The organism is Brevundimonas sp., assembly GCF_031412435.1.
Lineage (GTDB): Bacteria > Pseudomonadota > Alphaproteobacteria > Caulobacterales > Caulobacteraceae > Brevundimonas.
This window is the reverse complement of the sequence record NZ_JANODA010000063.1, coordinates 36,718-59,376: the sequence shown is the minus strand read 5'-3', so window position 1 is coordinate 59,376 and position 22,659 is coordinate 36,718. Positions and strand designations below refer to the sequence as shown.

Annotated in this window: 23 protein-coding genes; 16 read left to right on the top strand and 7 right to left on the bottom strand. The window is 67.5% G+C overall.

Annotated features, from left to right (window positions below; all coding sequences use genetic code 11):
* Positions 1 to 35 precede the first annotated feature (35 nt).
* The 14 genes from pyrH (at position 36) to RMO01_RS12350 (ending at position 13,217) form a co-directional block, all read left to right on the top strand.
* Complete coding sequence (gene pyrH / locus RMO01_RS12415) at positions 36 to 782, top strand: UMP kinase (protein ID WP_309629370.1); 747 nt, start codon at positions 36 to 38, stop codon at positions 780 to 782.
* Positions 783 to 808: 26 nt separating this feature from the next.
* The gene (gene frr / locus RMO01_RS12410; protein ID WP_309629369.1) at positions 809 to 1,366 is read left to right on the top strand and encodes a ribosome recycling factor; all 558 of its coding nucleotides are present in this window, start codon (positions 809 to 811) and stop codon (positions 1,364 to 1,366) included.
* A gap of 35 nt (positions 1,367 to 1,401) precedes the next feature.
* Positions 1,402 to 2,157, top strand: a complete 756-nt coding sequence (gene uppS, locus RMO01_RS12405; protein WP_309629368.1) for a polyprenyl diphosphate synthase — start codon at positions 1,402 to 1,404, stop codon at positions 2,155 to 2,157.
* Complete coding sequence (locus RMO01_RS12400) at positions 2,157 to 2,975, top strand: CDP-archaeol synthase (protein ID WP_309629367.1); 819 nt, start codon at positions 2,157 to 2,159, stop codon at positions 2,973 to 2,975. The genes uppS and RMO01_RS12400 overlap by 1 nt, the downstream gene beginning before the upstream one ends.
* Entirely contained in the window at positions 2,972 to 4,168 is a 1,197-nt protein-coding gene (dxr, locus tag RMO01_RS12395; protein WP_309629366.1) for a 1-deoxy-D-xylulose-5-phosphate reductoisomerase, read from the top strand. The genes RMO01_RS12400 and dxr overlap by 4 nt, the downstream gene beginning before the upstream one ends.
* Before the next feature lie 30 nt (positions 4,169 to 4,198).
* Positions 4,199 to 5,416: a M50 family metallopeptidase gene (locus RMO01_RS12390; protein ID WP_309629365.1), complete on the top strand. Its 1,218-nt coding sequence runs from the start codon at positions 4,199 to 4,201 to the stop codon at positions 5,414 to 5,416.
* Between the two features lie 29 nt (positions 5,417 to 5,445).
* The gene (gene bamA, locus RMO01_RS12385) at positions 5,446 to 7,857 is read left to right on the top strand and encodes an outer membrane protein assembly factor BamA (RefSeq protein ID WP_309629364.1); all 2,412 of its coding nucleotides are present in this window, start codon (positions 5,446 to 5,448) and stop codon (positions 7,855 to 7,857) included.
* Positions 7,858 to 7,888: 31 nt separating this feature from the next.
* The gene (locus RMO01_RS12380) at positions 7,889 to 8,467 is read left to right on the top strand and encodes an OmpH family outer membrane protein (RefSeq protein ID WP_309629363.1); all 579 of its coding nucleotides are present in this window, start codon (positions 7,889 to 7,891) and stop codon (positions 8,465 to 8,467) included.
* A 10-nt stretch (positions 8,468 to 8,477) separates the two neighbouring features.
* Positions 8,478 to 9,491 carry a UDP-3-O-(3-hydroxymyristoyl)glucosamine N-acyltransferase gene (lpxD, locus tag RMO01_RS12375; RefSeq protein ID WP_309629362.1) on the top strand — a complete coding sequence of 338 codons (1,014 nt, stop codon included), beginning with the start codon at positions 8,478 to 8,480 and terminating at the stop codon, positions 9,489 to 9,491.
* On the top strand, positions 9,484 to 9,954 hold the full coding sequence (gene fabZ, locus RMO01_RS12370) for a 3-hydroxyacyl-ACP dehydratase FabZ (protein WP_309629361.1): 471 nt from the start codon (positions 9,484 to 9,486) through the stop codon (positions 9,952 to 9,954). Before lpxD ends, fabZ begins: the two co-directional genes overlap by 8 nt.
* Positions 9,951 to 10,739 carry an acyl-ACP--UDP-N-acetylglucosamine O-acyltransferase gene (gene lpxA, locus RMO01_RS12365; RefSeq protein ID WP_309629360.1) on the top strand — a complete coding sequence of 263 codons (789 nt, stop codon included), beginning with the start codon at positions 9,951 to 9,953 and terminating at the stop codon, positions 10,737 to 10,739. The genes fabZ and lpxA overlap by 4 nt, the downstream gene beginning before the upstream one ends.
* Before the next feature lie 103 nt (positions 10,740 to 10,842).
* Positions 10,843 to 11,682 carry a UDP-2,3-diacylglucosamine diphosphatase gene (gene lpxI, locus RMO01_RS12360; protein WP_309629359.1) on the top strand — a complete coding sequence of 280 codons (840 nt, stop codon included), beginning with the start codon at positions 10,843 to 10,845 and terminating at the stop codon, positions 11,680 to 11,682.
* A 5-nt stretch (positions 11,683 to 11,687) separates the two neighbouring features.
* Positions 11,688 to 12,863 (top strand): lipid-A-disaccharide synthase, encoded by a 1,176-nt coding sequence (gene lpxB / locus RMO01_RS12355; protein ID WP_309629401.1) that lies wholly within the window; start codon positions 11,688 to 11,690, stop codon positions 12,861 to 12,863.
* Between the two features lie 21 nt (positions 12,864 to 12,884).
* Positions 12,885 to 13,217, top strand: a complete 333-nt coding sequence (locus RMO01_RS12350; RefSeq protein ID WP_309629358.1) for an EF-hand domain-containing protein — start codon at positions 12,885 to 12,887, stop codon at positions 13,215 to 13,217.
* On the opposite strand, the gene lepB is transcribed toward RMO01_RS12350, so the two are convergent.
* From lepB to gltX, 3 genes are all read right to left on the bottom strand, one after another.
* Positions 13,214 to 13,996, bottom strand: a complete 783-nt coding sequence (gene lepB / locus RMO01_RS12345) for a signal peptidase I (RefSeq protein WP_309629357.1) — start codon at positions 13,994 to 13,996, stop codon at positions 13,214 to 13,216. The genes RMO01_RS12350 and lepB overlap by 4 nt on opposite strands.
* A 121-nt stretch (positions 13,997 to 14,117) precedes the next feature.
* On the bottom strand, positions 14,118 to 15,419 hold the full coding sequence (gltA, locus tag RMO01_RS12340; protein WP_309629356.1) for a citrate synthase: 1,302 nt from the start codon (positions 15,417 to 15,419) through the stop codon (positions 14,118 to 14,120).
* A gap of 186 nt (positions 15,420 to 15,605) precedes the next feature.
* Entirely contained in the window at positions 15,606 to 17,027 is a 1,422-nt protein-coding gene (gene gltX, locus RMO01_RS12335; RefSeq protein ID WP_309629355.1) for a glutamate--tRNA ligase, read from the bottom strand.
* Between gltX and RMO01_RS12330 the strand changes: the two genes are divergently transcribed.
* Complete coding sequence (locus RMO01_RS12330) at positions 17,026 to 17,196, top strand: hypothetical protein (protein ID WP_309629354.1); 171 nt, start codon at positions 17,026 to 17,028, stop codon at positions 17,194 to 17,196. The two genes, gltX and RMO01_RS12330, sit on opposite strands and share 2 nt — an antisense overlap.
* 14 nt (positions 17,197 to 17,210) lie before the next feature.
* On the top strand, positions 17,211 to 19,193 hold the full coding sequence (locus RMO01_RS12325) for a ComEC/Rec2 family competence protein (RefSeq protein WP_309629353.1): 1,983 nt from the start codon (positions 17,211 to 17,213) through the stop codon (positions 19,191 to 19,193).
* A gap of 38 nt (positions 19,194 to 19,231) precedes the next feature.
* Here RMO01_RS12325 and lexA read toward each other — a convergent pair whose 3' ends face one another.
* The 4 genes from lexA to RMO01_RS12305 form a co-directional block, all read right to left on the bottom strand.
* Positions 19,232 to 19,924, bottom strand: a complete 693-nt coding sequence (gene lexA, locus RMO01_RS12320) for a transcriptional repressor LexA (RefSeq protein WP_309629352.1) — start codon at positions 19,922 to 19,924, stop codon at positions 19,232 to 19,234.
* Positions 19,925 to 20,171: 247 nt separating this feature from the next.
* Entirely contained in the window at positions 20,172 to 20,960 is a 789-nt protein-coding gene (gene trpC / locus RMO01_RS12315) for an indole-3-glycerol phosphate synthase TrpC (RefSeq protein WP_309629351.1), read from the bottom strand.
* On the bottom strand, positions 20,957 to 21,997 hold the full coding sequence (gene trpD, locus RMO01_RS12310; protein ID WP_309629350.1) for an anthranilate phosphoribosyltransferase: 1,041 nt from the start codon (positions 21,995 to 21,997) through the stop codon (positions 20,957 to 20,959). Before trpD ends, trpC begins: the two co-directional genes overlap by 4 nt.
* Before the next feature lie 4 nt (positions 21,998 to 22,001).
* Positions 22,002 to 22,592, bottom strand: a complete 591-nt coding sequence (locus RMO01_RS12305) for an aminodeoxychorismate/anthranilate synthase component II (protein WP_309629349.1) — start codon at positions 22,590 to 22,592, stop codon at positions 22,002 to 22,004.
* Positions 22,593 to 22,659: the final 67 nt, after the last annotated feature.

The window sequence follows — 22,659 nt, the reverse complement described above, 5'->3', positions numbered from 1 at the left end:
TGATGGCCCGCCCGATTCCCGAGAACGAGACCCCCATGCCCGCTGACAGCACCCCTCCGAAATACAAGAAGGTGCTGCTGAAGGTGTCGGGCGAGGTCCTGATGGGGGAGCAGGGCTATGGCATCGACATGCACACGGTCGACACCGTGGCTGCGGCCATCGCCCGGGTGGTCAAGGGCGGGACCCAAGTCTGTCTGGTGATCGGCGGCGGCAACATCTTCCGTGGGCTGTCGACGGCGGCGGCGGACATGGAGCGGGCCAGCGCCGATTACATGGGTATGCTGGCCACCGTCATGAACGCCCTGGCCATGCAGAACGCGCTGGAGAAGATCGGCGTCGACACCCGGGTGCAGAGCGCCATCCCGATGGCGGCCATCGCCGAGCCCTACATCCGTCGTCGCGCCGTGCGCCACATGGAGAAGGGCAGGGTGGTGATCTTCGCCGCCGGCACCGGTAATCCCTACTTCACGACCGATACGGCCGCCGCCCTTCGCGCCGCCGAGATGGGCTGCGATGCCCTGTTGAAGGGAACTTCCGTGGACGGCGTCTATTCCGCTGATCCGAAGAAGGACAAGAACGCCACCCGCTACGACCACCTGACCTATCAGGACGTGCTGTCGCAGAACCTGAAGGTCATGGACGCCGCCGCCATCGCCCTGATGCGCGAGTCGAAGATTCCGATCGTGGTGTTTTCGATCCGTGAGGAGGATTCGCTGCGCAAAGTGCTGAAAGGCAAGGGAACGTTCACTGTCATCAGTGACGCTCCGGCCAAAGCGGCCTGACAAGACAAACGAACGAGGAGACCCCGATGGCCAAGCCCGATCTGAAGATCTATCGCGACCGTATGGACAAGTCCGTGTCCTCCCTGAAGGAGGAGTTCCAGGGGTTGCGCACCGGCCGGGCCAACGCCGGCCTGCTGGATCCGGTTCAGGTTCAGGCCTACGGCTCATCGTCGCCGCTGAACGCCGTGGCCGCCATCAGCGTGCCTGAGCCGCGCATGATCTCGGTCAGCGTCTGGGACAAGTCGATGGTCGGGCCGGTCGAAAAGGCCATCCGCGCCGCCGGCCTGGGCCTGAACCCGATCGTCGACGGCCAGACCCTGCGCATTCCCGTGCCTCCGCTGACCGAGGAGCGCCGCAAGGAACTGGCCAAGCTGGCCGGCAAGTATGCGGAACAGCAGAAGATTTCCGTCCGCAACGTTCGCCGCGACGCCAACGAGGACCTGAAGAAGGCCGAGAAGGCCGGCGACATCAGCCAGGACGAGCAGAAGAAGATGGAAACCGAGGTCCAGAAGGACACGGACGCGGCCATCAAGCGTATCGACGAGACCTTGAAGACCAAGGAAGTTGAGATCATGCAGGTTTGAGGCTTCTCCTCGAACCTCGACAGAACGGATAGCGGATGACGGCCCCCACCGGCGGCGCGGCGGCCCCTGAATCGGGGCCAAGGCATGTCGCATTGATCATGGACGGCAACGGTCGCTGGGCTCAGGCTCGCGGTCTGCCCCGGGCCATGGGTCATCGCGAGGGGGTCCAGGCTTTGAAGCGCACCGTGCAGGCTGCGCCGGAGTTCGGTATCGAATGCCTGACGGTGTTCGGCTTCTCGACCGAGAACTGGCGGCGTCCGGCGGAGGAGGTCTCCGACCTGATGGGTCTGGTCCGGTCCTATGTGGCCAGCGATCTGAACCGGCTGGAGCGGGAGGGCGTGCGGGTGCGCGTGCTGGGCCGCAGGACCGGGCTGCCCGCCGATATCGCCGCCATCGTCGAACGCGCGGAGCGATCGACGGCTCACAACAGTCGCTTCCTGTTGCAGGTCGCCTTCAACTACGGCGGCCGGGCTGACATCGTCGATGCGGCCCAAGGCTATGTGGACCAGTTGCTGGCCGGTCAGGCGACGGGGCCGCTGGACGAGGCGACCCTGGGGCTGGGGCTGTCGACAGCGGGCGGCCCGCCGGTAGACCTGATCGTGCGGACCTCGGGCGAGCAGCGACTGTCGAACTTCCTCCTGTGGGAGGCGGCCTACGCCGAGCTGGTCTACCAGAACGTGCTGTGGCCCGACTACGGATCCGAAGCCCTCGCTGATGCTGTGCGCCAGTACCAGCAGCGTGACCGCCGTTTCGGCGCCATCGCGGTCGAACCAGCGCTCGCGGTCAGCTGATGGCGTTCAAGGTGCGCGACATGGGCCTGCGCGCCGCCTCGGCCATCGTGCTGGCGCCTCTGGCCCTGCTGGCGGTCTGGTTCGGCGGCCCCTGGATTCTCGGCGTCCTGCTGATCGCCTGCGTGGTCCTGTCGATGGAATGGGCCAGGATGAGCGCGCCCGCCGACTGGAAGGCCGTCGCCGCTGCAGTCGCCCTCGCGCTCTGCGCCACCCTGCTGTCCAACCCCAACCAGGCCCTGTCCTTCAGTCTTGTGCTGCTGGTCTTCGGCGCGGCCGCAGCCGGTGTGTTCGCAAAGGCCCGCGGACAGTCGGGCATCGATGCGGCCTATGGCGTCCTCTACCTCGGCTGGCCCGCCCTGCTGCTGATCTGGCTGCGCGACGGGACCACGGCAGTCGGCTTCTACTGGGTGACGCTGGCCTTCGTGGTCGCCTGGGCCTCGGATATCGTGGCCTTCCTGGTTGGAAGCGCCGTAGGTGGTCCGAAGCTCTGGCCGCGCTATTCGCCCAACAAGACCTGGTCCGGCTTCATCGGCGGCCTGATCGCCGGTACCGTTGCGGGCGCCGCCATGGCGGCCCTGCCTGAGTCCGGCGTGCGTTCGATCGGATGGAGCGCGCTGCTCGGTTTCGCCGCCGCGCTTGCGACCATGGCCGGTGACCTGTGGGAATCGGCGTTGAAGCGTCGGTTCGGAGTCAAGGACGCGGGCAACCTGATCCCCGGCCACGGCGGCCTGATGGATCGGGTGGACGGACTGATGTTCGCCATCGTGGTCGTCGCCGTCGGACGCACGCTGGCCAACTACTTCGGCGCGAGCACGTGATCCGGCGGCGCGTGACCGTGCTGGGGTCCACCGGATCGGTGGGCGCCTCGACCCTGGACCTGATGGATCAGGCCGAAAGAGCCGGGAGCGGCGCCTTCGAGGTCGTCGCCCTGACGGGCGGCAAGAATATCGAGCGACTGGCCGAACAGGCGCGCCGCTGGCGTCCCGCCGTGGCCGTCACGGCTGATCCAGACCGGCTGGAGACGCTGAGGACGGCCCTGACCGGGACCGGCATCGCCGTTGCGGCGGGCGAAGCGGCCGTCGTCGAGGCGGCGACGCGACCGGCCGACCTCGTCATGGCTGCCATCGTCGGGGCGGCGGGGCTGAAGTCGGCATGGGCCGCCGCCGCGACCGGTGCGACGCTTGCGCTGGCCAACAAGGAAAGTCTGGTCTGTTGCGGTCGGGCCCTCATCGGGCGGGTGACGGCGTCCGGCGGGCGGCTGATCCCGGTCGATTCCGAGCATTCCGCCATCTTTCAGGTCTTTCCGACCGAGGCGCCCGAGCGTGTGGCGCGACTGATCCTGACGGCTTCAGGCGGTCCTTTCCGCATGGCTTCGCGGGCGGAGATGGCCGCGATGACGCCCGAACAGGCCGTCGCTCATCCCAACTGGAGCATGGGCGCCAAGATCTCCGTCGACAGCGCCACCATGGCCAACAAGGGCCTCGAGATGATCGAGGCGGCCTATCTGTTCGACATGCCGGCCGATCGCATCGACGTGGTGGTCCACCCCGAATCGATCATTCACAGCCTGGTCGAGTTCATCGACGGCTCGACCCTGGCCCAGATGGGGCCGCCGGACATGAAGACGCCGATCGCCTGCGCCCTGGCCTGGCCGGACCGGATGGCCTGGCCTGCGCCGAGGCTGGACCTGGCTGCCTTGGGCTGCCTGACCTTTGAGGCGCCCGATCCGGAGCGGTTTCCGTCACTGACGCTGGCTCGCGAGGCGCTGGAGGCGGGCGGGGGGGCGCCGACGATCTTCAACGCCGCCAACGAGGTCGCCGCGCTCGCCTTCCTTGACCGCCGTCTGGCCTTTCTCAATATTGCCGCAGTCGTCGCCGAAACCCTTGATCGGATGACGAAGACGGGGGCGGATGCCGATTTTGACGATGCCTGTGCGGGCGCTCTCGCGCTCGACGCTCGGGCCCGCCGGGTCGCGATCGAAATCGTCGGGAATCTGGCGCTCGCCGCCTGAGCCATTTGGCTGGGCGGGAACGGAGACGGCATGCTGAACGCGCTGGGACAGGCCCTGATCTATGTCGTGCCCTTCCTGCTGGTGCTGACGGTCATCGTCACCATCCATGAGCTGGGCCACTTTCTGGTGGCGCGCGCCTTCGGCGTGAAGGTCGACCGGTTCGCCATCGGCTTCGGCAAGGCGATCTTCAGCCGCACGGACCGGAACGAGATCGAATGGCGCGTCGGCTGGATGCCGCTGGGCGGCTATGTGAAGTTCTCCGGCGACATGGACGCCTCCAGCGTCCCGGACAGCCGTGGCCTGGACGCGCTGAAGTCCGAGATCATCGCGAGGGACGGCGTCGGCGCCGAGCGCGACTATTTCCACTTCAAGCCGGTGTGGCAGCGAATGCTGATCGTCGCCGCCGGCCCGGCGGCGAACTTCGTCCTCGCCATCTTCATCTTCACCGTGCTGTTTTCTGCGATCGGAGACAGGCTGCGACCGGCCCAGGTCGCTGATGTCAGCGCGGGATCGCCCGCAGCCGCCGCCGGTTTCCAGACCGGCGACCTGATCACAGCGATCAACGGCCGGGTCATCGGCGACGCCGGCGAAGTGACGCGCAAGGTCACCCTGTCCAGCGGCGACGCCCTGCGCTTCACCGTGGAACGAAACGGAGGCGAGGTCGAACTGGTCGCCATGCCGGTTCGTCGGACCGAGATCGATCCCATCGCCGGTCGCGTCAACGTGGGCCGCATCGGTTTGTCACTGACCAGTTCGCCGGGGACGACGCGTTATATTCGCTACAATCCGATTGAAGCGGTCGGTCGTGGTGTTCGGGAGACGGGCGACATTCTGGGTACGACTCTGACCTATCTCGGACGTATCTTCACCGGCCGCGAGTCGGGCGACCAGCTCAGCGGACCCCTCGGGATCGCCAAGGCTTCCGGCGCCCTGACCAACGCGGCGGTGGCCGCGAATCCTGATCCGGGCGCCATGGCGCTGAACCTGCTGCTGACGCTAACCAGCTTCGCCGCCATACTTTCGATCGGAATCGGCTTTCTAAACCTGTTGCCCATCCCCGTTCTGGATGGCGGACATCTGGTCTTCTACGCCTACGAGGCTGTGGCGAAGAAACCCGTTGCCGCCAACGTTCAGGAGGCCGGATACAGGGTCGGTCTTGCTTTGCTGGCGGGTTTGATGTTGTTCGCCACCTGGAACGACCTGCAGAAGTCGAACGTGTTCCAATTCCTCGGCGGGCTCGTCAGTTGAGCCGACGCCAGCCCCCGATGGTTCCCCGCATGATCCTGAACGACCTCCGCGCCGCTTCCAATACGGGTGACCGCAACCTGCGCAGGACCTGCGCAGCGACCGCAAGCCTGCTGGCGCTTGTCGCGGGAACGCCGGCCCTCGCACAGACCGCGCCTGCCGCACCGGTGCAGCAGGCGGCTCCGGCCGCGCCGTCCGAGTCGGGCGTCGTCAACCGCATCCTGGTTCAGGGCAACCAGCGTATCGATCAGACCACGGTTCTTTCCTACCTGCCGATCCAGCCCGGCGACACGATCGATCCGGTCATCCTGGACGTCGCCATCCGGACCCTGACGCGCACCCAGTTGTTTGCCGACGTTCAGATCGGCCTCCAGCCCAATGGCGACCTTGTTGTTCGCATCGTCGAAAACCCGATCATCAACCAGGTCGTGTTCGAAGGGAACGGCGCGATCAGCGAGGACAAGCTGCGCGAGGAAGTCACTATCGCGCCTCGCGGAATCTACACCCGCGCCCGGGTTCAGGAGGACGTGGGCAAGATCATCGAGCTTTACCGCCTGTCGGGCCGCATCTCGGCGAACGTTACGCCCAAGCTGGTGCAGCTGGAACAAAACCGCGTCGACCTGATCTTCGAGATCGACGAGGGTCCGGAGACGGGCGTCCAGTCGATCACCTTCCTCGGCAACAGCGCCTTCGCCGACAGCGAACTGCGCGAGGTCATGGTGACCAAGCAGACGCAGTGGTGGCGGCTGTTCACCAAGAACGACAACTACGATCCCGGCCGTCTGGACTACGACCGTGAGCAGCTGCGGAAATTCTACACGAACCGCGGCTACTACGACTTCCGCATCACGTCGGCCGTGGCCGAGCTGGCGCCGGATGACAGCGCCTTCGCCATGACCCTGACAGTCGACGAGGGCGACAAGTACAACTTCGGCGATATCCAGGTCGTGACCGAGAACGACCGCCTGAATGCGGACTTCCTGGAACTGCTGCTGCCGATCCGCACGGGCGACCTGTACGAGAGCGACAAGATCGAGAGTTCGGTCGATGCGCTGACGTTCGCGGCGGGCTCGGCGGGCTACGCCTTTGTCGACATCAATCCGACCTACCGACCGAATCCCGAGACCGACACCATCGACGTCACGTTCAACGTGTCGGAAGGGCAGCGCGTCTACGTCGACCGCATCAACGTCATCGGCAACACCCGCACCATCGACCCGGTCATCCGCCGTGAGCTGATGCTGACCGAAGGTGACGCCTTCAACCGCACCCTGCTGGAGCGGTCGCGCAACAATCTGCGGGCCCTGGGCTTCTTCAAGGAAGTCACCGTCGACGAGACACGCGGCGCCGCGCCGGACCGTTCGATCGTCAACGTCACCGTCGAGGAACAGCCGACCGGCGAACTGTCCGTCGGCGCCGGCTTCAGTTCGGTCGACAGCTTCGTGGTCAATCTGGGCATCTCTGAACGCAACTTCCGCGGCCGGGGCCAGAACGTGGTCGCCCGCGTCGAATGGGGTTCGCTGCGCCAGCAGATCGACTTCCGCTTCACCGAGCCCCGCTTCCTGGGTCGGGACATCGGGGCGGGCTTCGACCTGTTCCACTCGCGCTACGACTTCCAGGAGGAGTCCTCGTTCGACTACCGGTCGACCGGCGCGGGCCTGCGCCTGACCTATCCGCTGAACGGCTACAGCCGCCTGTCGACGCGCTACTTCATCAAGGACGACGAGATCCTGGTGCCGGTGGGGTACTGCGACACCGGGGGATCCGGCTCGTCCGCCCTGTGCGAACAGGTTGGGGCCTCGCTGAACTCGTCTGTTGGTTACACCCTGCTGGTGGATCGCCGGAACGACCCGGTGCGCGCGACGCGCGGCTGGACTGGCTCGCTTCGTCAGGATTTCGCAGGCCTCGGCGGCGACGTGAACTACGTGAAGACCGAAGTGGATGCGACCGTCTACTACGGCATCACGCCAAGTTGGATCGTCACCCTGGCGGGCTCCGCCGGCTATGTTTCGGGCTGGAACGGCGATGCGATCCGGATCAACGATCGCTTCTTCAAGGGCGGCAACAGCTTCAGGGGCTTTGAAAACGCAGGCATGGGGCCGCGCGACCTGACGACCCAGGATGCGCTGGGCGGCAATTTCTACGCCGTGGGCACCCTCGAACTGACCCTGCCGAACGTCCTGCCCGAACAGTACGGCATCAAGACTTCGCTATTCGCAGACGTCGGCACCCTCGGTGTTCTCGACAACCGCTACACCCTCGGCACCAACGGCCTGCCGGACGCTTCCATTGCGGATGACCTGTCGCTGCGCGCCTCCGCCGGCCTCAGCGTTCACTGGAGGTCGCCGATGGGTCCGATCCGGTTCGATTTCAGCCAGATTCTGAGCAATGAAGAATACGACCGGACCGAAACCTTCCGCTTCTCGACCTCAACCCAGTTCTAAGCCCGGGCCTGTCGGCCCTATAAGGTTACCCATGAAAATCCTCGCTATCGGCGCTTTCGCCCTGGCCTCGCTCGTCGCCTCGACCGCTGTCGCCCAGACCCAAGGCCCGCAGAACCCCGGCCCCGCCATTCCCGGCGTCTGCGTCTATTTCAACCAGCGTCTGCTGGCGACCTCGACCGCCGGTCAGGCCGTTCAGGCGCGCATGGAACAGCTGGCGACCGAGGTTCAGGGCGAACTGGCCCCTTACGGCGTGGCGATCCAGAACGAGATCAACACGCTGCAGCAGGGCGGCCAGGCTGCTGATCCGGACGGCGCCCGTCGCACGGCCCTGCAGGCTCGTATCACCGAGGCCCAGACCCTCGAACAGACTCGCCAGGACGAGCTGCGCTACACTCTGTCGGAACAGCGCCGCCTGATCTCGGCCCAGGTCGAGCCGATCCTGGTCGCCGTCTATCAGGAGCGCGGCTGCGGCATCCTGATCGACCGCGAGAGCGTGTTCATCCTGAACCCGGCCATGGACGTCACCGACGTGGTCATTCAGCGCCTGAACACCGCCCTGCCGACCCTGAGCTTCAACCGCCTGCCGATCCCGGCCCAAGCGGCTCAGTAAGGCGCAGGGCATGACGCCCGACGCCCGTTTCTTCGATACGCTGAGCCCGTTCGGCGTCGACGACCTCGCGGCCCTGACGGGCGGCGAGGTCGTTCGAACTTCGGACGTCCGTATCGCGCGTGTCGCGCCTCTGGCGACGGCGGATGGTCAGGCCGTGGCTTTTCTCGGCGACCGGAAGTTCCTTCCGGCCCTGGGATCGACCGCCGCCGGCTGCGTGATCGTGTCCGGAGAGGCCGCGGACGCCGCTCCGGCGGGAGCGGCTGTCATCGTCTCCCGGACGCCCCAGGCGGCCTGGGCCGCCGCCGCCGCGGCCCTGCACCGGCCTGTCGGCTTGACGGTAACCTCGCCGTCTGAGGTCTGCGAGGACGACAGCGTCGTGATCGAGCCCGGTGTGGTTCTGGGTCAGGGTGCTCGCATCGGGCGGGGTAGCCGGATCGGCGCCAACACTCTGATCGGGCCCGGCGTCCAGATCGGCCGCGACTGCGATATCGGACCGAACGTCACCATCCGCTTCGCCTTCATCGGCGACCGGGTGAAGATCTATGCCGGCGCCCGCCTTGGCGAGGCCGGGTTCGGGGCGGCTGGCGGGACGAGCGGTCCCGTCGATGTCCCCCAGCTGGGGCGGGTCATCATTCAGGACGGGGTCACCATCGGGGCCAATACCTGCATCGACCGCGGCGCCTTCGACGACACCGTGATCGGCGAGAATACCAAGATCGATAACCTGGTCATGATCGCCCACAACTGCATCATCGGGCGAAACTGCCTGATCGCGGGCCAGACGGGGATCTCGGGGTCGGTGACGATCGGCGACGGCGTGATGTTCGGGGGCCAGGCCGGGGTGGGCGACCACTTCACCATCGGCGTCGGCGCGCGGGTCGCGGCGGGCGCGGGCGTACTGGCCGATATTCCGGCGGGCGAGACATGGTCCGGCTATCCGGCCAAACCGATCCGTCAGTTCTTGCGCGAAACCATCTGGGTGGCCAAACAGGCGGGGCGAAAAAGAGAGCGGACGGATGACTGAACCTGGGCTGACCATCGACTATGCCGAGGTCATGCGCCGGCTGCCCCATCGCTATCCCTTCCTGTTGGTGGACAAGGCAGAGGCTTTCGTGGCCAGCACCTCGATCACGGGTATCAAGAACGTCACGCACAACGAGCCGTTTTTCCCGGGACACTTCCCCATCGACCCGGTCATGCCGGGCGTCCTGATCGTCGAGGCCATGGCCCAGACGGGAGCTCTGCTGATGTCCAAGAGCCTGGATGTCGCGGTCGAGGGCAAGGTCATCATGTTCATGTCCATCGACGGCGTCCGCTTCAGGAAGCCTGCACGGCCGGGCGATCAGCTGCGCATGAATGTGATCGTGACGAAGCAGCGCGGCGACATCTTCAAGTTCCGGGGCGAGACCTTCATCGACGGCAAGCTGGCGGCCGAAGCCGACTTCGCGGCCATGGTGGTCACCGTCGACAAGCCGGTCACACCATGAGCCATATACACCCCACCGCCATCGTCGACGGCTCGGTCGAGCTGGGCGAGGATGTGGCGATCGGGCCGTGGTGTACGGTCGGGCCGGGCGTGAAGCTCGACGCCGGCGTCCATCTGATCAGCCATGTGGTCGTCCAGCAGGACACGACGGTAGGGGCTCGCACGGTCATCCATCCCTTCGCCGTGATCGGGGGTGACCCCCAGCACAACGGTTACAAGGGCGAGACCGTCCGGCTGGAGATCGGCTCGGACAACGCGATTCGCGAGCATGCGACCTTCAACCGGGGCACGCCGCAGGGATCGGGCGTCACCCGCGTCGGCTCCCACGGCCTGTTCATGACCGGCGCCCACGTCGGCCACGATGCGGTCGTCGGCGACCATGTGGTGATGGCCAACAGCGCGACCCTGGGCGGCCATGCGCGCATCGGTGACAAGGTCTTCCTGGGCGGCCTGTGCGCCGTGCATCAGAACGGCCGTGTGGGGCAGGGCGCCATCGTCGGCGGCCTGGCGGCCGTGACGCGCGATGTGATCCCCTACGGGTCGGCCTGGGGCAACCACGCGCGGCTGCATGGCCTGAACCTGATCGGGCTGAAGCGGAAGGGCTATGGCAAGGACGCGGTCCGGCGGTTGCTGGCGGCCTTCCGCGACCTGTTCGAAGGCGACGGCGTGTTCGCCGACCGGCTGGAGACGGTCGAGGCCGGTTACGCCGACCTGCCCGAGATCATGGAGATCACGGCCTTCATCCGCGAAGGGGGCAAACGGCCGCTGTGTCTGCCCGGAGAATGACCAATCCCGGACACCAAACCCGTCAAATTTCGTCGCCAACTCGACCAGTCGGCTGGTCAACCTCGCCAACATCACCAAACGCCCGGTTCCGGGGAGCCGGGTCTTGAGCACCGGCAAACTGGGCCTGATCGCGGGCGGCGGCGCGCTTCCTCTGGCCATCGCGGCGCGGTGCGACCTGGAAGAGCGGGCCGTCTTCGTGGTGCGTCTGACGAGCTTCGCCGACCCGCATCTGATCCGCTATCCGGGGATCGAGGCCGGTATGGCCGAGATCGGCAGGGTGTTGTCGGCGCTGAAGGCGGCGGGCTGCACGGCGGTCTGTTTCGCCGGCACAGTCAGTCGCCCGGATTTCAAGGCGCTGAAGCCCGATCTGAAGGGGGCGATGGTGCTGCCGGGAATCATCGCGGCGGCGACGAAGGGCGATGACGCCCTGCTGCGCAAGATCCTGTCGGTGTTCGAGGCCGAGGGCTACGCCATCGAGGGGGCCGACGACATTCTGGGCGGGGAGACGCTCCCGGTCGGCGGTCTTGGACGGGTAAGGCCGGACGAGAACCAGCTCTCCGATCTCAGGAAGGCGCTCCATGTCGCGGAAAAGGCGGGTGAACTCGACATTGGCCAGGGGGCGGTCGTGTGTGACGGCCTGGTGCTTGCCGTCGAGGCCCAGGAGGGCACGGACGCCATGCTCGGACGCGTCGCCGGCCTGCCTGCGGACCTGCGCGGAGTGTCCGGAAATCTGAAGGGCGCCCTGGGCAAGGCGCCCAAGCCGATCCAGGACCTGAGGGTCGACATGCCGGTCATTGGAGCACGGACCCTCGAGATGGCCGCCGCCGCCGGTCTGGCGGGCGTCGGCGGGGTCGCGGGCAGGCTGATCCTGATCGACCGGGCCGCGATCATCGAGGCGGCGGACCGGCTTGGGCTGTTCGTCTGGGGCGAGGACCGCTCGTGAAGATCATGCTGGTCGCCGCAGAGGCTTCGGGCGATGCGCTCGGCGCCGGTCTGGCGCAGGCCTTGCGGGAGCGCAGCCCGGATATCGGCTTCGTCGGCGTCGGTGGGCCGAAAATGGCGGCCGAGGGTATCGAAAGCCCGTTCGACATCGCCGAACTGTCGATCCTGGGCTGGCTGGAGGGCCTGCGCGCCTACGGCCGGGTCAGGGCACGGGTTGCCGACACAGTCGCCCTTGCGGTGCGGGAGCGGCCGGATGCGGTCGTCCTCATCGACAGCTGGGGTTTCACCATCCGGGTCGCCAAGGCCCTGCGCGAGGCGCTGCCGGGCATCCCCCTGATCAAATATGTCGGGCCCCAGGTCTGGGCGTCGCGGCCGGGGCGGGCGAAGACGCTCGCCGGAGCGGTCGACCACCTGCTGGCCCTCTACGCCTTCGACGCCCCGTGGTTTGAGCGCGAGGGCCTGCCGACGACGGTCGTCGGCTCACAGGCCCTGCATATCGACATGGGCGCAGCCGATCCGGCCGCTTTCCGGGCCGCGCGGGGCATCGCGCCTGACGCACGGCTGCTGCTGGTCCTGCCCGGAAGTCGGCCGAGCGAGGTCCGGCTGATGACGCCCGTCTATGAGGCGGCGATCAAATCGCTCAAGGCCGCCGATCCGAGGCTGGAGGTCGCCGTCGTCGTCGCGGGCACGGTCGCCGACGACGTCACGGCCCGCGTCGCCGCCTGGCCCTTCCGCGCGCATGTGGTGACCGAGGCGGACAAGTACGCGGCGATGAGGGCCGCGACCGTGGCCCTGGCCACCAGCGGCACGGTCTCGACCGAACTGGCCTTGGCCGGCGCACCCATGGTCATCGGCTACCGGTTCGCGCCGCTCAGCTATGCGATCATGAAGCCTTTCTTCACTGGCAAGTACGCGACCCTGTTCAACCACGCGGCGGACGAGGAGATCGCGCGCGAGCTGATCCAGACCGACGCGACGCCGGAGAAGGTCGCGGCCGAGGTCGATCGGCTTTTCCGCAATCCCGACGCCCGGACAGCCCAGAGCCGACGCCAGACCGAGGCGCTGGACTATATGGGGCGGAGCGGGGCCGATCCCTCGACCCTGGCGGCCGAGGCCGTCCTGGACGTCATCGCGGGCGCCTCTGGATCAAAGGGTGCATCCGACCTAGATTCCGATCGCTGATCCCTGCTGGATGTTCGTCGAATGACTTCTGCCCGACCGCCCAAGAAAAGCGAGACGCTGGAAATCCGGCTGCCGCATGCCTCGAAGCTCGCCTTCATGGAGCGTTGCCGCGCAGCCGGTCTGACGGCGAGCGAGGTCATGCGCGGCCTGATCGAGAAAGAAACCGCTGTGGCCCCGAAAGCCCGGCGGATGAAGAGCTGGCAGACCCTGGCCGCTGCGGTCGCCGGCATCGCCATAGGCGCGGCCGCTGCCCCGTCGATCGCCCAGGCCCTGCCAGGCTCGCGCGCCGCCTTTGACCAGATGGACGCCAATCACGACGGCGTCGTCTCCTTCGCCGAGTTCCGGTCGCGCTAGCGGATAGACTGAGCGAACCGGCCCGGGCGCAGGTTGAACCAGGTCCATGGCTTCCAGAGCGCCGCGCCGGGATTCCACGAGGCGACGACGACCTCGGCCCGGCCCACGACATTGCCCACCGGCAGCAGGCCGACCCCGACATCGCCTGACCAGCGGCTGTCCAGCGAGTTGTCGCGATTGTCGCCCATGACGAACAGCTGACCCTGGGGCACGACCTCGGCCGGCCGGTCGTCGCCGGCCCCAGGGCCGCCGTCGAAGGTGACATAGGCGCGGCCGTCCGCCTGACGCTCCTCGACCTGTTCCACCGGCCGTCCGGGCTGATCGAGGTCGACGCCCGGTCCGAGCGCGCGTTGGGGCAGTGCCCGACCGTTCACGGTCACCACGCCGCCCGATACCGACACCGTGTCGCCGGGCAGTCCGATCACCCGCTTGATCCAGGTCTCCTGCGGGTTGCTCGGGCGGCGGAAGACGACGACGTCGCCGCGCTTCGGCAGGTGCTCAAATAACCGGCCCGACGGCAGGGGCGGATTGAAGGGCAGGGAGGCGCGGCTCCAGCCGTAGGCGAATTTGGACACCACCAGATAGTCGCCGACGATCAGGCCGGGCTCCATCGAAGCCGAGGGGATGGTGAAGGGCTGGAAGGCGACGGTCTGGATCGCAACGGCGGCCGCAAGCGCGACGGCGACGGTGCGGGCGATGTCGATGATCTCGGCGACTGTGGACGGCGGCGCGGAGCCGGCGAGGCTTTCGGTGTTCAGGGTGTCGGAAGTCTGGGTCATGGCGACAGTCGAGCCGCGATCCGCGCCTCAAGCCAGCCAAGTCGTGTCCGGACAGGCGATGAAGGTGTCCGGACAAAAAAAACGCCGGGGCGCGCCCCGGCGTTCTGTCTGTGCGGACGGTCTAGCCCCGGTTCTGGATCGGCACGTAGTCGCGCTGGGTCGGGCCGGTGTAGAGCTGGCGCGGACGGCCGATCTTCTGCGCCGGATCGGCCAGCATTTCTTCCCACTGGGCGATCCAGCCCACGGTGCGGGCCAGGGCGAACAGCACGGTGAACATCGAGGTCGGGAAGCCCATCGCCGAAAGGGTGATGCCCGAATAGAAGTCGACGTTCGGGAACAGCTTGCGCTCGATGAAATACTCGTCCGACAGGGCGATGCGTTCCAGCTCCTTGGCGACCTGGAACAGGGGATCGTTCTCGGCGCCGACGAGGTCGAGGATCTCGTCCGCCGACTGTTTCATCACCGTGGCCCGGGGATCGTAGTTCTTGTACACGCGGTGGCCGAAGCCCATCAGCTTGTACTTCTTGGCCTTCACGCCTTCGATGAACTCCGGAATCTTGTCCGGGGTGCCGATCTCCTTGAGCATCGTCAGCGCCTCTTCGTTGGCGCCCCCGTGCGAGGGACCCCACAGGCAGGCGATGCCGGCGGCGATACAGGCGAACGGATTGGCGCCCGACGATCCGGCCAGACGGACGGTCGAGGTCGAGGCGTTCTGTTCGTGATCGGCGTGCAGGGTGAAGATCCGGTCCATGGCCCTGGCCATCTTGGGATCGACCACATAGTCCTCGGCCGGAACGGCGAAACACATGCGCAGGAAGTTCTCGGCGTAGGAGAGGTCGTTGCGCGGCGAAACGAACGGCTGGCCGATGTGATATTTGTAGGCGCGGGCGGCGATCGTCGGCATCTTGGCGATCAGGCGGATGGCCGAGATGTTGCGCTGGACCGGATCATGGATGTCCAGGCTGTCGTGATAGAAGGCCGACAGGGCCCCGACCGTGCCGACCATGATGGCCATCGGGTGCGCGTCGCGGCGGAAGCCGTCGAAAAAGCGGTCGAACTGGGAATGCAGCATCGTGTGCCGCGTCACGGTCTCTTCGAAGGCCTCGTACTGGGCGGCCGTCGGCAGTTCGCCGTGCAGCAGCAGGTGGCAGACCTCGATGAAGTTCGATTTCTCGGCCAGCTGTCCGATCGGATAGCCGCGGTGCAACAGGATGCCCGCATCGCCGTCGATATAGGTGATGGCGCTTTCGCAGGCCGCCGTGGAGGTGAAGCCCGGGTCGAAGGTGAAGGCGTCGGTCGCCCCGTACAGCTTGCGGATGTCGATAACGTCGGGACCGGTTGTGCCGGACAGGACGGGCAGTTCGACGGATTTATCGCCGTAGGTCAGGGTCGCCGATCCGGCGGATTTTGAGGTTTCGGTCATCTGGCGCCCTTGCTTTCGTGTTCTGTCCGGACGGGAGAACCCCGGAACCCGATTGTTATTGCCGATCACATAGGGCGTGACGCGGAAAAGTGTGAGCGGTTTTCCGGTCACGTCACGCCCAATGTATCAAGCTGGACCTTGATTCACGGCATCAGCGGAACTGCGAAGCAGTTCCTCCTCAGCTGATCAAGGTCTAGTCTGTTGCAGCGCATCATCCAAGCGCCCGAGCGCTTCTTCGCGTCCGAGGGCCGACAGAGTTCTGGCGATATCGGGCGATGCGGAGCCACCGGTCAGGGCGGCGCGCATCGGAGGGCCGATCTTGCCGAAGCCGATACCCTCTTCCTCGGCGAAGGCTTTCAACTCCGCTTCAAGCGCGAAGACGTCCCAGCTCTCGAACAGGGCGAGGCGAGCGCGAACCCGGGCGATACGTTCGGCCGTCTCTCCGGACAGCAGGCCGCGGGCCTTTTCGTCGAGGTCCAGCGGGCGGGTTTTCAGCACGAAGGCGGTCTGATCCGCCAGGTCGAGCAGGGTCTTCGCGCGATCTTTGACGAACGGCATGGCGCGCTGGAGGCGGGCCTCGTCGCCCTCGTTCAACGGCGCCCCCCGGGCGAGGTGGGCGTCCAGCGTCATGCCTGCGAGGCGTTCGTCGGCGGCGAGACGGAGCCAATGCGAATTGACATGGGCCAGCTTGTCGAAGTCCAGACGGGCGGGCGCCTTGCCGACGCCGTCCAGATCGAACCACTCGCGCGCCTGGTCGTCGCCGAACAGTTCGTCATCGCCGTGGGCCCAGCCGAGGCGGGCCAGATAGTTGCGCATGGCCTCGGGCAGGTAGCCCATCTCCGCATACTCGTGGACCGCCTGGGCGCCGTGGCGCTTGGACAGTTTGGCGCCGTCCGGGCCGTGAATCAGCGGGATGTGGGCGAAGACCGGTCGGGTCCAGCCCAGCGCGTCGTAGATCAGTGACTGGCGCGCGGCGTTGTTCAGGTGGTCGTCGCCGCGAATGACGTGGGTGACGCCCATGTCGTGGTCGTCGACGACGACGGCGAGATTGTAGGTCGGGGCGCCGTCGGAGCGCAGCAGGACCAGATCGTCGAGATCCTCATTGCCCCAGCTGACCTCACCCTGGACGGCGTCGGGCACGAAGACGCGGCCGGGCAAGGGCCGGCGGAAGCGCACGACGTGGGGCTGGGACAAATCATCGACCGTCGGGGTGCGGTCGCGCCAGGGCGATTCGAAGGTGCGCCGCTCGGCCTTGGCCTCGTCACGCAGGCGGCCGGTTTCCTCGGCCGAGGTGAAGTCACGGTATGCCGCGCCGAGCTCCAGCAACTGATCCACGACTTCGCGATGGCGGTCGGCCTGGGCGTGCTGGAAGACGGGTTCCTCGTCGGCGAACAACTCGAGCCAGCTCAGGCCGTCGAAGATGGCCTTCACAGCGTCGTCGGTCGAGCGCTCCCGGTCGGTGTCCTCGATGCGGACGAGGAATTTGCCGCCGCGACCTTTCGCGTAAAGGTAGTTGAACAACGCCGTCCTCGCGCCTCCTATGTGGAGGTAGCCGGTGGGCGAGGGGGCGAAACGGGTGACGACCTGGGGGGATGAGGCTGTGGGCATGGGGGAGGGGTCCGAACGGGCCGCCCTTATACCCCCCGAAGCGGCAAAGCCCAGCCTGTCGGCGCGTCTTCGTGCCTGGGCCCGGGACGAGATGCTGGCCCAGTCGATGCGCTGGCGGCTGTGGGCGCCGGTGGCGTTCGGCGGCGGGGCGGCGATCTATTCGCCCTGAGGTCGGAGCCGCCGTTGTGGCCGCTGGCGGTGGCGGCCTTGCTGGCGACGGGGTTGTGGCTCGGGGCGCGGATGCGTGGGCCGGGACGTGTGGTCACCCTGCCGCTGATGCTGGTCGCCTGCCTGTTCCTCGGACTGGCGGGCGCAAAGGTGAGGGCGGAGCGGGTGGCGGCTCCCATCGCTCCGGCCATGGCTGAGCCGACCGTGGTCGAGGGCTGGGTTGTCGATGTCGACAGCCCCGGTGATCGAGGCCATCGGATCGTCCTCGCGCCGGCGTGGATCCGGGCGCTTGAGCCCGCGGTCACGCCGATCAGGCTGCGGGCAACGGTGCGGGGGGAGCCACCGAGGCCGGGCGAGGCGATCCGGTTGTTCGCCATCCTCAATCCGCCGCCGCCCCCGGCCAGCCCGGGCGCCTATGATTTCGGGCGCAACGCCTGGTTCCAGGGACTGGGCGGCACGGCCTTCGCGCTGGGCGAGACCCGGGAGGCGCGACTGGCGCCGCCGCCCTGGCGACTGCGGCTGGCGATGGCGGTGAACGGCGCGCGATTCGCCCTGGCGCAAAGGATCGTCGGCCGGCTGGGCGAGCGGACGGGCGGGATCGCCGCCGCCATGACGACGGGGCACGAGACCTGGATCGCACGGGAAGACCTCGACGCCATGCGGGATTCCGGCCTGGCGCACATCCTGTCGATCTCCGGCCTGCACATGGCCATCGTCGGCGGGTTCGCCTTCTTCGTTGTCCGGCTCGGCGTCGCGGCCTGGCCGTCGCTGGCGTTGCGGGTGTCGGGCAAGAAGGTGGCGGCGGTCGTCGGACTGGTCGCGGTGTGGAGCTATCTGGTGCTGTCGGGCGCGCCGGCGCCGGCGCAGCGGGCGGCGATCACGGCGTCGGTGGCGTTCGCGGCGATCCTGCTGGATCGGCCTGCGATCACAATGCATGCGCTGGCGGTGGCGGCGATGGTCGTGCTGATCCTGCAGCCGGAAGCCATTGTGACGCCGGGGTTCCAGATGTCGTTCGCGGCGACCGCGGCGCTGGTGGCCCTGTCGGAGGCCTGGCCGCCCCGGACGCGGGAGCTGTCCGTGCCCTGGCCCATCGCGGCGTTTCAGTCAGTCCGGCACTGGCTGGTGATCGCGGTGACGGCGAGTCTGGTGGCGGGGGCGGCCACGGGGCCGTTCGCGGTCCAGCATTTCAATCGCGCCGCCATGTACGGGCTCGTGGCGAATCTGACGACCTCGCCGATCGCGGACTTCGTGATGATGCCGGCGCTGGCGCTGGGGGCCTTGCTCGAGCCGGTCGGACTGGGCGGGCCGTTCCTTTGGGTGGCGGGCAAGGGCGTCGATCTGATGCTGGCGATCGGCCACTGGACGGCGGGCCTGCCGGGCGCGGTCAGGACCATCGCCAGCGCGCCGGATTATGTGCTGCCGATCTCATTCCTGGGCGTCCTGTTCCTGAGCCTGTGGCAGGGGCGGATGCGGTGGCTGGGCTTGCCGTTTGCCTGCGCCGTCCTCGTTTGGCCCCGCGCGCCGACGCCCGCGGTGTGGATCGGGGATGGCGGCACGAATGCGGCGTTCAGCGCGGGTGGCGCGGCGGTCGTGGTCAGGCCCGGCGTGCGCCAGTTCGCAGCGGATCTCTGGTCGCGGCGGCGGGGCCTGACGCTGGAGCCCCGGCCGGGCGAGGGATGGGCCTGTCTGAGGTCAAGCTGCGCCCCGGCCGGAGCTGCGTCCGGCCTCGTCGCCCTGTGGTGGGGAAAGGCCGCGCCTGACCGGGAACAACTGGCTGCGCTCTGTGCGTCGGCGCCGTTGGTCAGCGTCCGGGCCGTTGTCCAAGCGCTTCCTGCCGCCTGCGACGGCAAACTGGTTCTGGACGGGCTCGACTATCAGAAAGGCGGATCGGTCGAGTTGTGGCGCACCGCTCAGGGCTGGCGCGCGGTCTGGGCCGCCGAGGTGCGTGGCGACCGGCCGTGGAGCCGTCCCGGATACGTCTTCGACGTTCCGGGATGACAAGGGTGGGACCTTGTCATCCCGGACTTGATCCGGGATCAGTGATACTGGCGGATGAGGCCGACCAGCTTGCCCTGAACCTCGACCTGGTCGGGTCCGAAGATGCGGGTCTCATAGTTGCGGTTGGCGGGCTCCAGGGCGATGGAATTCCCCTTCTTGCGCAGGCGCTTGAGGGTCGCCTCTTCACCTTCCACCAGAGCGACGACGATCTCGCCCGAGGCGGCGGTGTCGACGCGCTTGATGACGACCAGGTCGCCATTGAGGATGCCGGCCTCGATCATCGAGTCGCCCTCGATCTCGAGCATGTAGTGTTCGCCGGCGCCTAGCATGGACTCGGGCACCTGATAGCGACCGTGGTCCTGTTGCAGGGCGGCGATGGGCACGCCGGCGGCGATCTTGCCCACCAGAACCAGTTCGCGGGTGTCGTTGGCGGGCTCGGCGGAGGCCGGGCGTCCGCCGCCCTCGATGACCGCCGGGGTGAAGCCCGTGCGACCGCGCACGGCTCCGGCCGTCGCCTGTTCCGGGAGCTTGGTGACCTCGAGGGCGCGGGCGCGGTGGGCGAGGCGGCGGATGAAGCCGCGTTCCTCCAGGGCCGTGATCAGCCGGTGGATGCCCGATTTGGACGCCAGATCCAGCGCCTCCTTCATCTCGTCGAACGACGGGGAGACACCGGTCTCCTTGATGCGTTCATGGATGAACATCAGGAGTTCGTGCTGCTTGCGGGTCAGCATGGTGGGAATCGCCTTCAGAACAAGTCGTGAACCGTTGCCGATGTTCTGTAAGTGTTCTTGCCTAATGTCAACTTAACGGCAGATGGTCCGCCAGACTGAAATCCAGGGAGCGGTTTGCGGCCCGCCGGAATGCCGTCAATGCGGACTGGCTCTCGAAAAGTTCGACGGCGAAAATTTCGAGACGTGAACCGCAGACACCGCGAACTGCCGCTTGTCGGGACGGCCAAGGCCGCCGATGCCGCAAATGTCAGGCGAGCAGCGCCTGGGTCGCCGCCTCGACGTCCGTCTGACGCATCAGGCTTTCACCCACGAGGATGGCCGAAGCCCCGGCTCCAGAGACTTCCGCGACGTCGGCCGGGCTGAAGATCCCGCTTTCGGCCACCAGCAGCGAGCCCCCCGGCGACAGTGGCGCGAGCCGGGCCGTGGCGCCGAGGTCGACGTCGAAGGTCCGCAGCGAGCGGTTGTTGATCCCGACCAGGTCGCCGCCGAGGTCGGCGGCGCGGGCCATCTCGTCCTCGTCGTGGGTCTCGATCAGCGCGTCCATGCCGAAGCGCCGGGCCTCCGACAGGAGCTCGTCGGCCAGGACATCGTCGATCATGGCCAGGATGATCAGGATGCAGTCGGCGCCGAGGGCCCGGCTCTCGGCCACCTGCCACGGGTCGACGAGGAAGTCCTTGCGCAGGCAGGGCAGGGCGACGGCGGCCCGCGCCTGGACCAGGTAGGCGTCTGCGCCCTGGAAGCTGGGGCCGTCTGTCAGGACGGACAGGCAGGCCGCGCCGCCCGCCTCGTAGGCCCGGGCCAAGGCCGGCGGGTCGAAGTCGGGGCGGATCAGACCCTTTGAGGGGCTGGCCTTCTTGATTTCTGCGATCAGGGCGGGACCACCGGGCTCGGCGCGGCGCTCCAGGGCGCTACGGAAGCCGCGCGGCATGCCCGCGATCAAGGCGAGGGATTCGATCTGGTCTTGCGACTGGGCCGCCTTCCGCGCGGCGACATCCACGCGCTTGTAGGCGGCGATGCGGTCGAGGATGTCAGTCATGCGGGGTGTTCGATCGGCGGCGGAGTCGAGGTGATGCGGGCGAGACCGGCGAGCGCCTCGGCCGCCTTGCCGTCGTCGATTGCGGCGGCGGCGAGGGCGACGGCGGCTTTCAGGTCCGCTGCCTTGTCCGCGACCACGAGGGCGGCGGCGGCGTTCAGCAGGACGATGTCGCGATAGGGGCCGGTCTCGCCCGCCAGCAGGGCGGTCAGGGCGGCAGCGTTGGTCTCGGCATCCCCGCCGCGCAGGGATTCGAGATCGGCGCGGGGCAGACCGGCGTCCTCGGGCGTCACAACGAAGCGGCGGACAGCGCCATCCTTCCACTCGGCCACATCGGTCGGACCCGTGGTGGTCAGTTCGTCCAGGCCCTGACCATGAACGGTCCAGGCGCGGGTGGCCCCGAGACGGCCCAGCACCTCGGCGAGCGGCTCCAGCAGGCGTGGATCATAGACGCCCATGACCTGACGTTTCGCACCCGCCGGATTAGAAAGCGGCCCCAACAGGTTGAAGACGGTACGGAATCCGATCTCGGCCCGGACCGGTCCGACGTGGCGCATGGCGCCGTGATAGGCGGGGGCGAACAGGAAGGCGATGCCGGCCTCGTCGAGCGCCTGACGCTGTTGGGCCAGGCCCGCGGTCAGGTCGACGCCGAGAACGCCGAGCACGTCGGAGGATCCGGACCTGGAGCTCATCGCGCGGTTGCCGTGCTTGGCGACCTTCAGGCCTGCGCCAGCCAGCACAAGCGCAGCGGCGGTCGAGATGTTGAAGGTGTGGGCCCCGTCGCCGCCAGTGCCGCAGGTGTCTATGACGTCCCAGGGGTGGTCGAGGGTTACGGCCGCGTCCCGCATCGCCTGGGCGAAAGCGGCGATCTCCTCGACCGTCTCACCCCGGATACGCAGGGCGGTGACGGCGGCGGCGACCTGGGCCGGGGTCGGCTCGCCGCGCAAACAGGCGGCGAAGAAGTCGCCGGCCTCTTCCGAACTCAGGACCTGGCCGTCGACCAGCTTGGCCAGCAGCGGCTTGAAACCACCCTCTGACACAGCGTCAGACCATCGCCAGACGCTTGACGCCCGCCTGATCGAGGAAGTTGGCCAGCATCTCGTGGCCGTGTTCGGTGGCGATGGATTCGGGGTGGAACTGGACCCCGTGGATCGGCCGCTCGTGATGCTGGAAGCCCATGATCTCGCCGTCCTCGGTCCAGGCCGTGACGTTCAGCGTATTGGGCAGGGTTTCGCGCTGAACCGCCAGCGAGTGATACCGGGTTGCGGTGAAGGGCGAGGGCAGGCCGGCGAACATGCCCTTGCCCTCATGGATGATCGGCGAGGTCTTCCCATGCATCAGGGCCTTGGCGCGGATGACGTGGCCGCCCATGGCCTGGCCGATCGCCTGATGGCCCAGGCAGACGCCCAGGATCGGCATGTCCAGCGGCGCGGTGTCGATCAGGGGCAGGCAGATGCCGGCCTGATCCGGGGCGCATGGGCCGGGCGACAGCAGGACCGCCTCGGGCTTGAGCGCCCAGGCCTCCTCGGTCGTCAGGTCGTCGTTGCGGACGACATGCGTCGTCGCGCCCAGCTCCGCGAGGTAGTGGACGAGGTTGTAGGTAAAGCTGTCGTAGTTATCGACGACGAGGATCATCCGGCGCTTCTAGAGGCTGTGGGTCGCGCCGCCAAGCGGACGTCGCCGAACACGGACCGTTAACCTT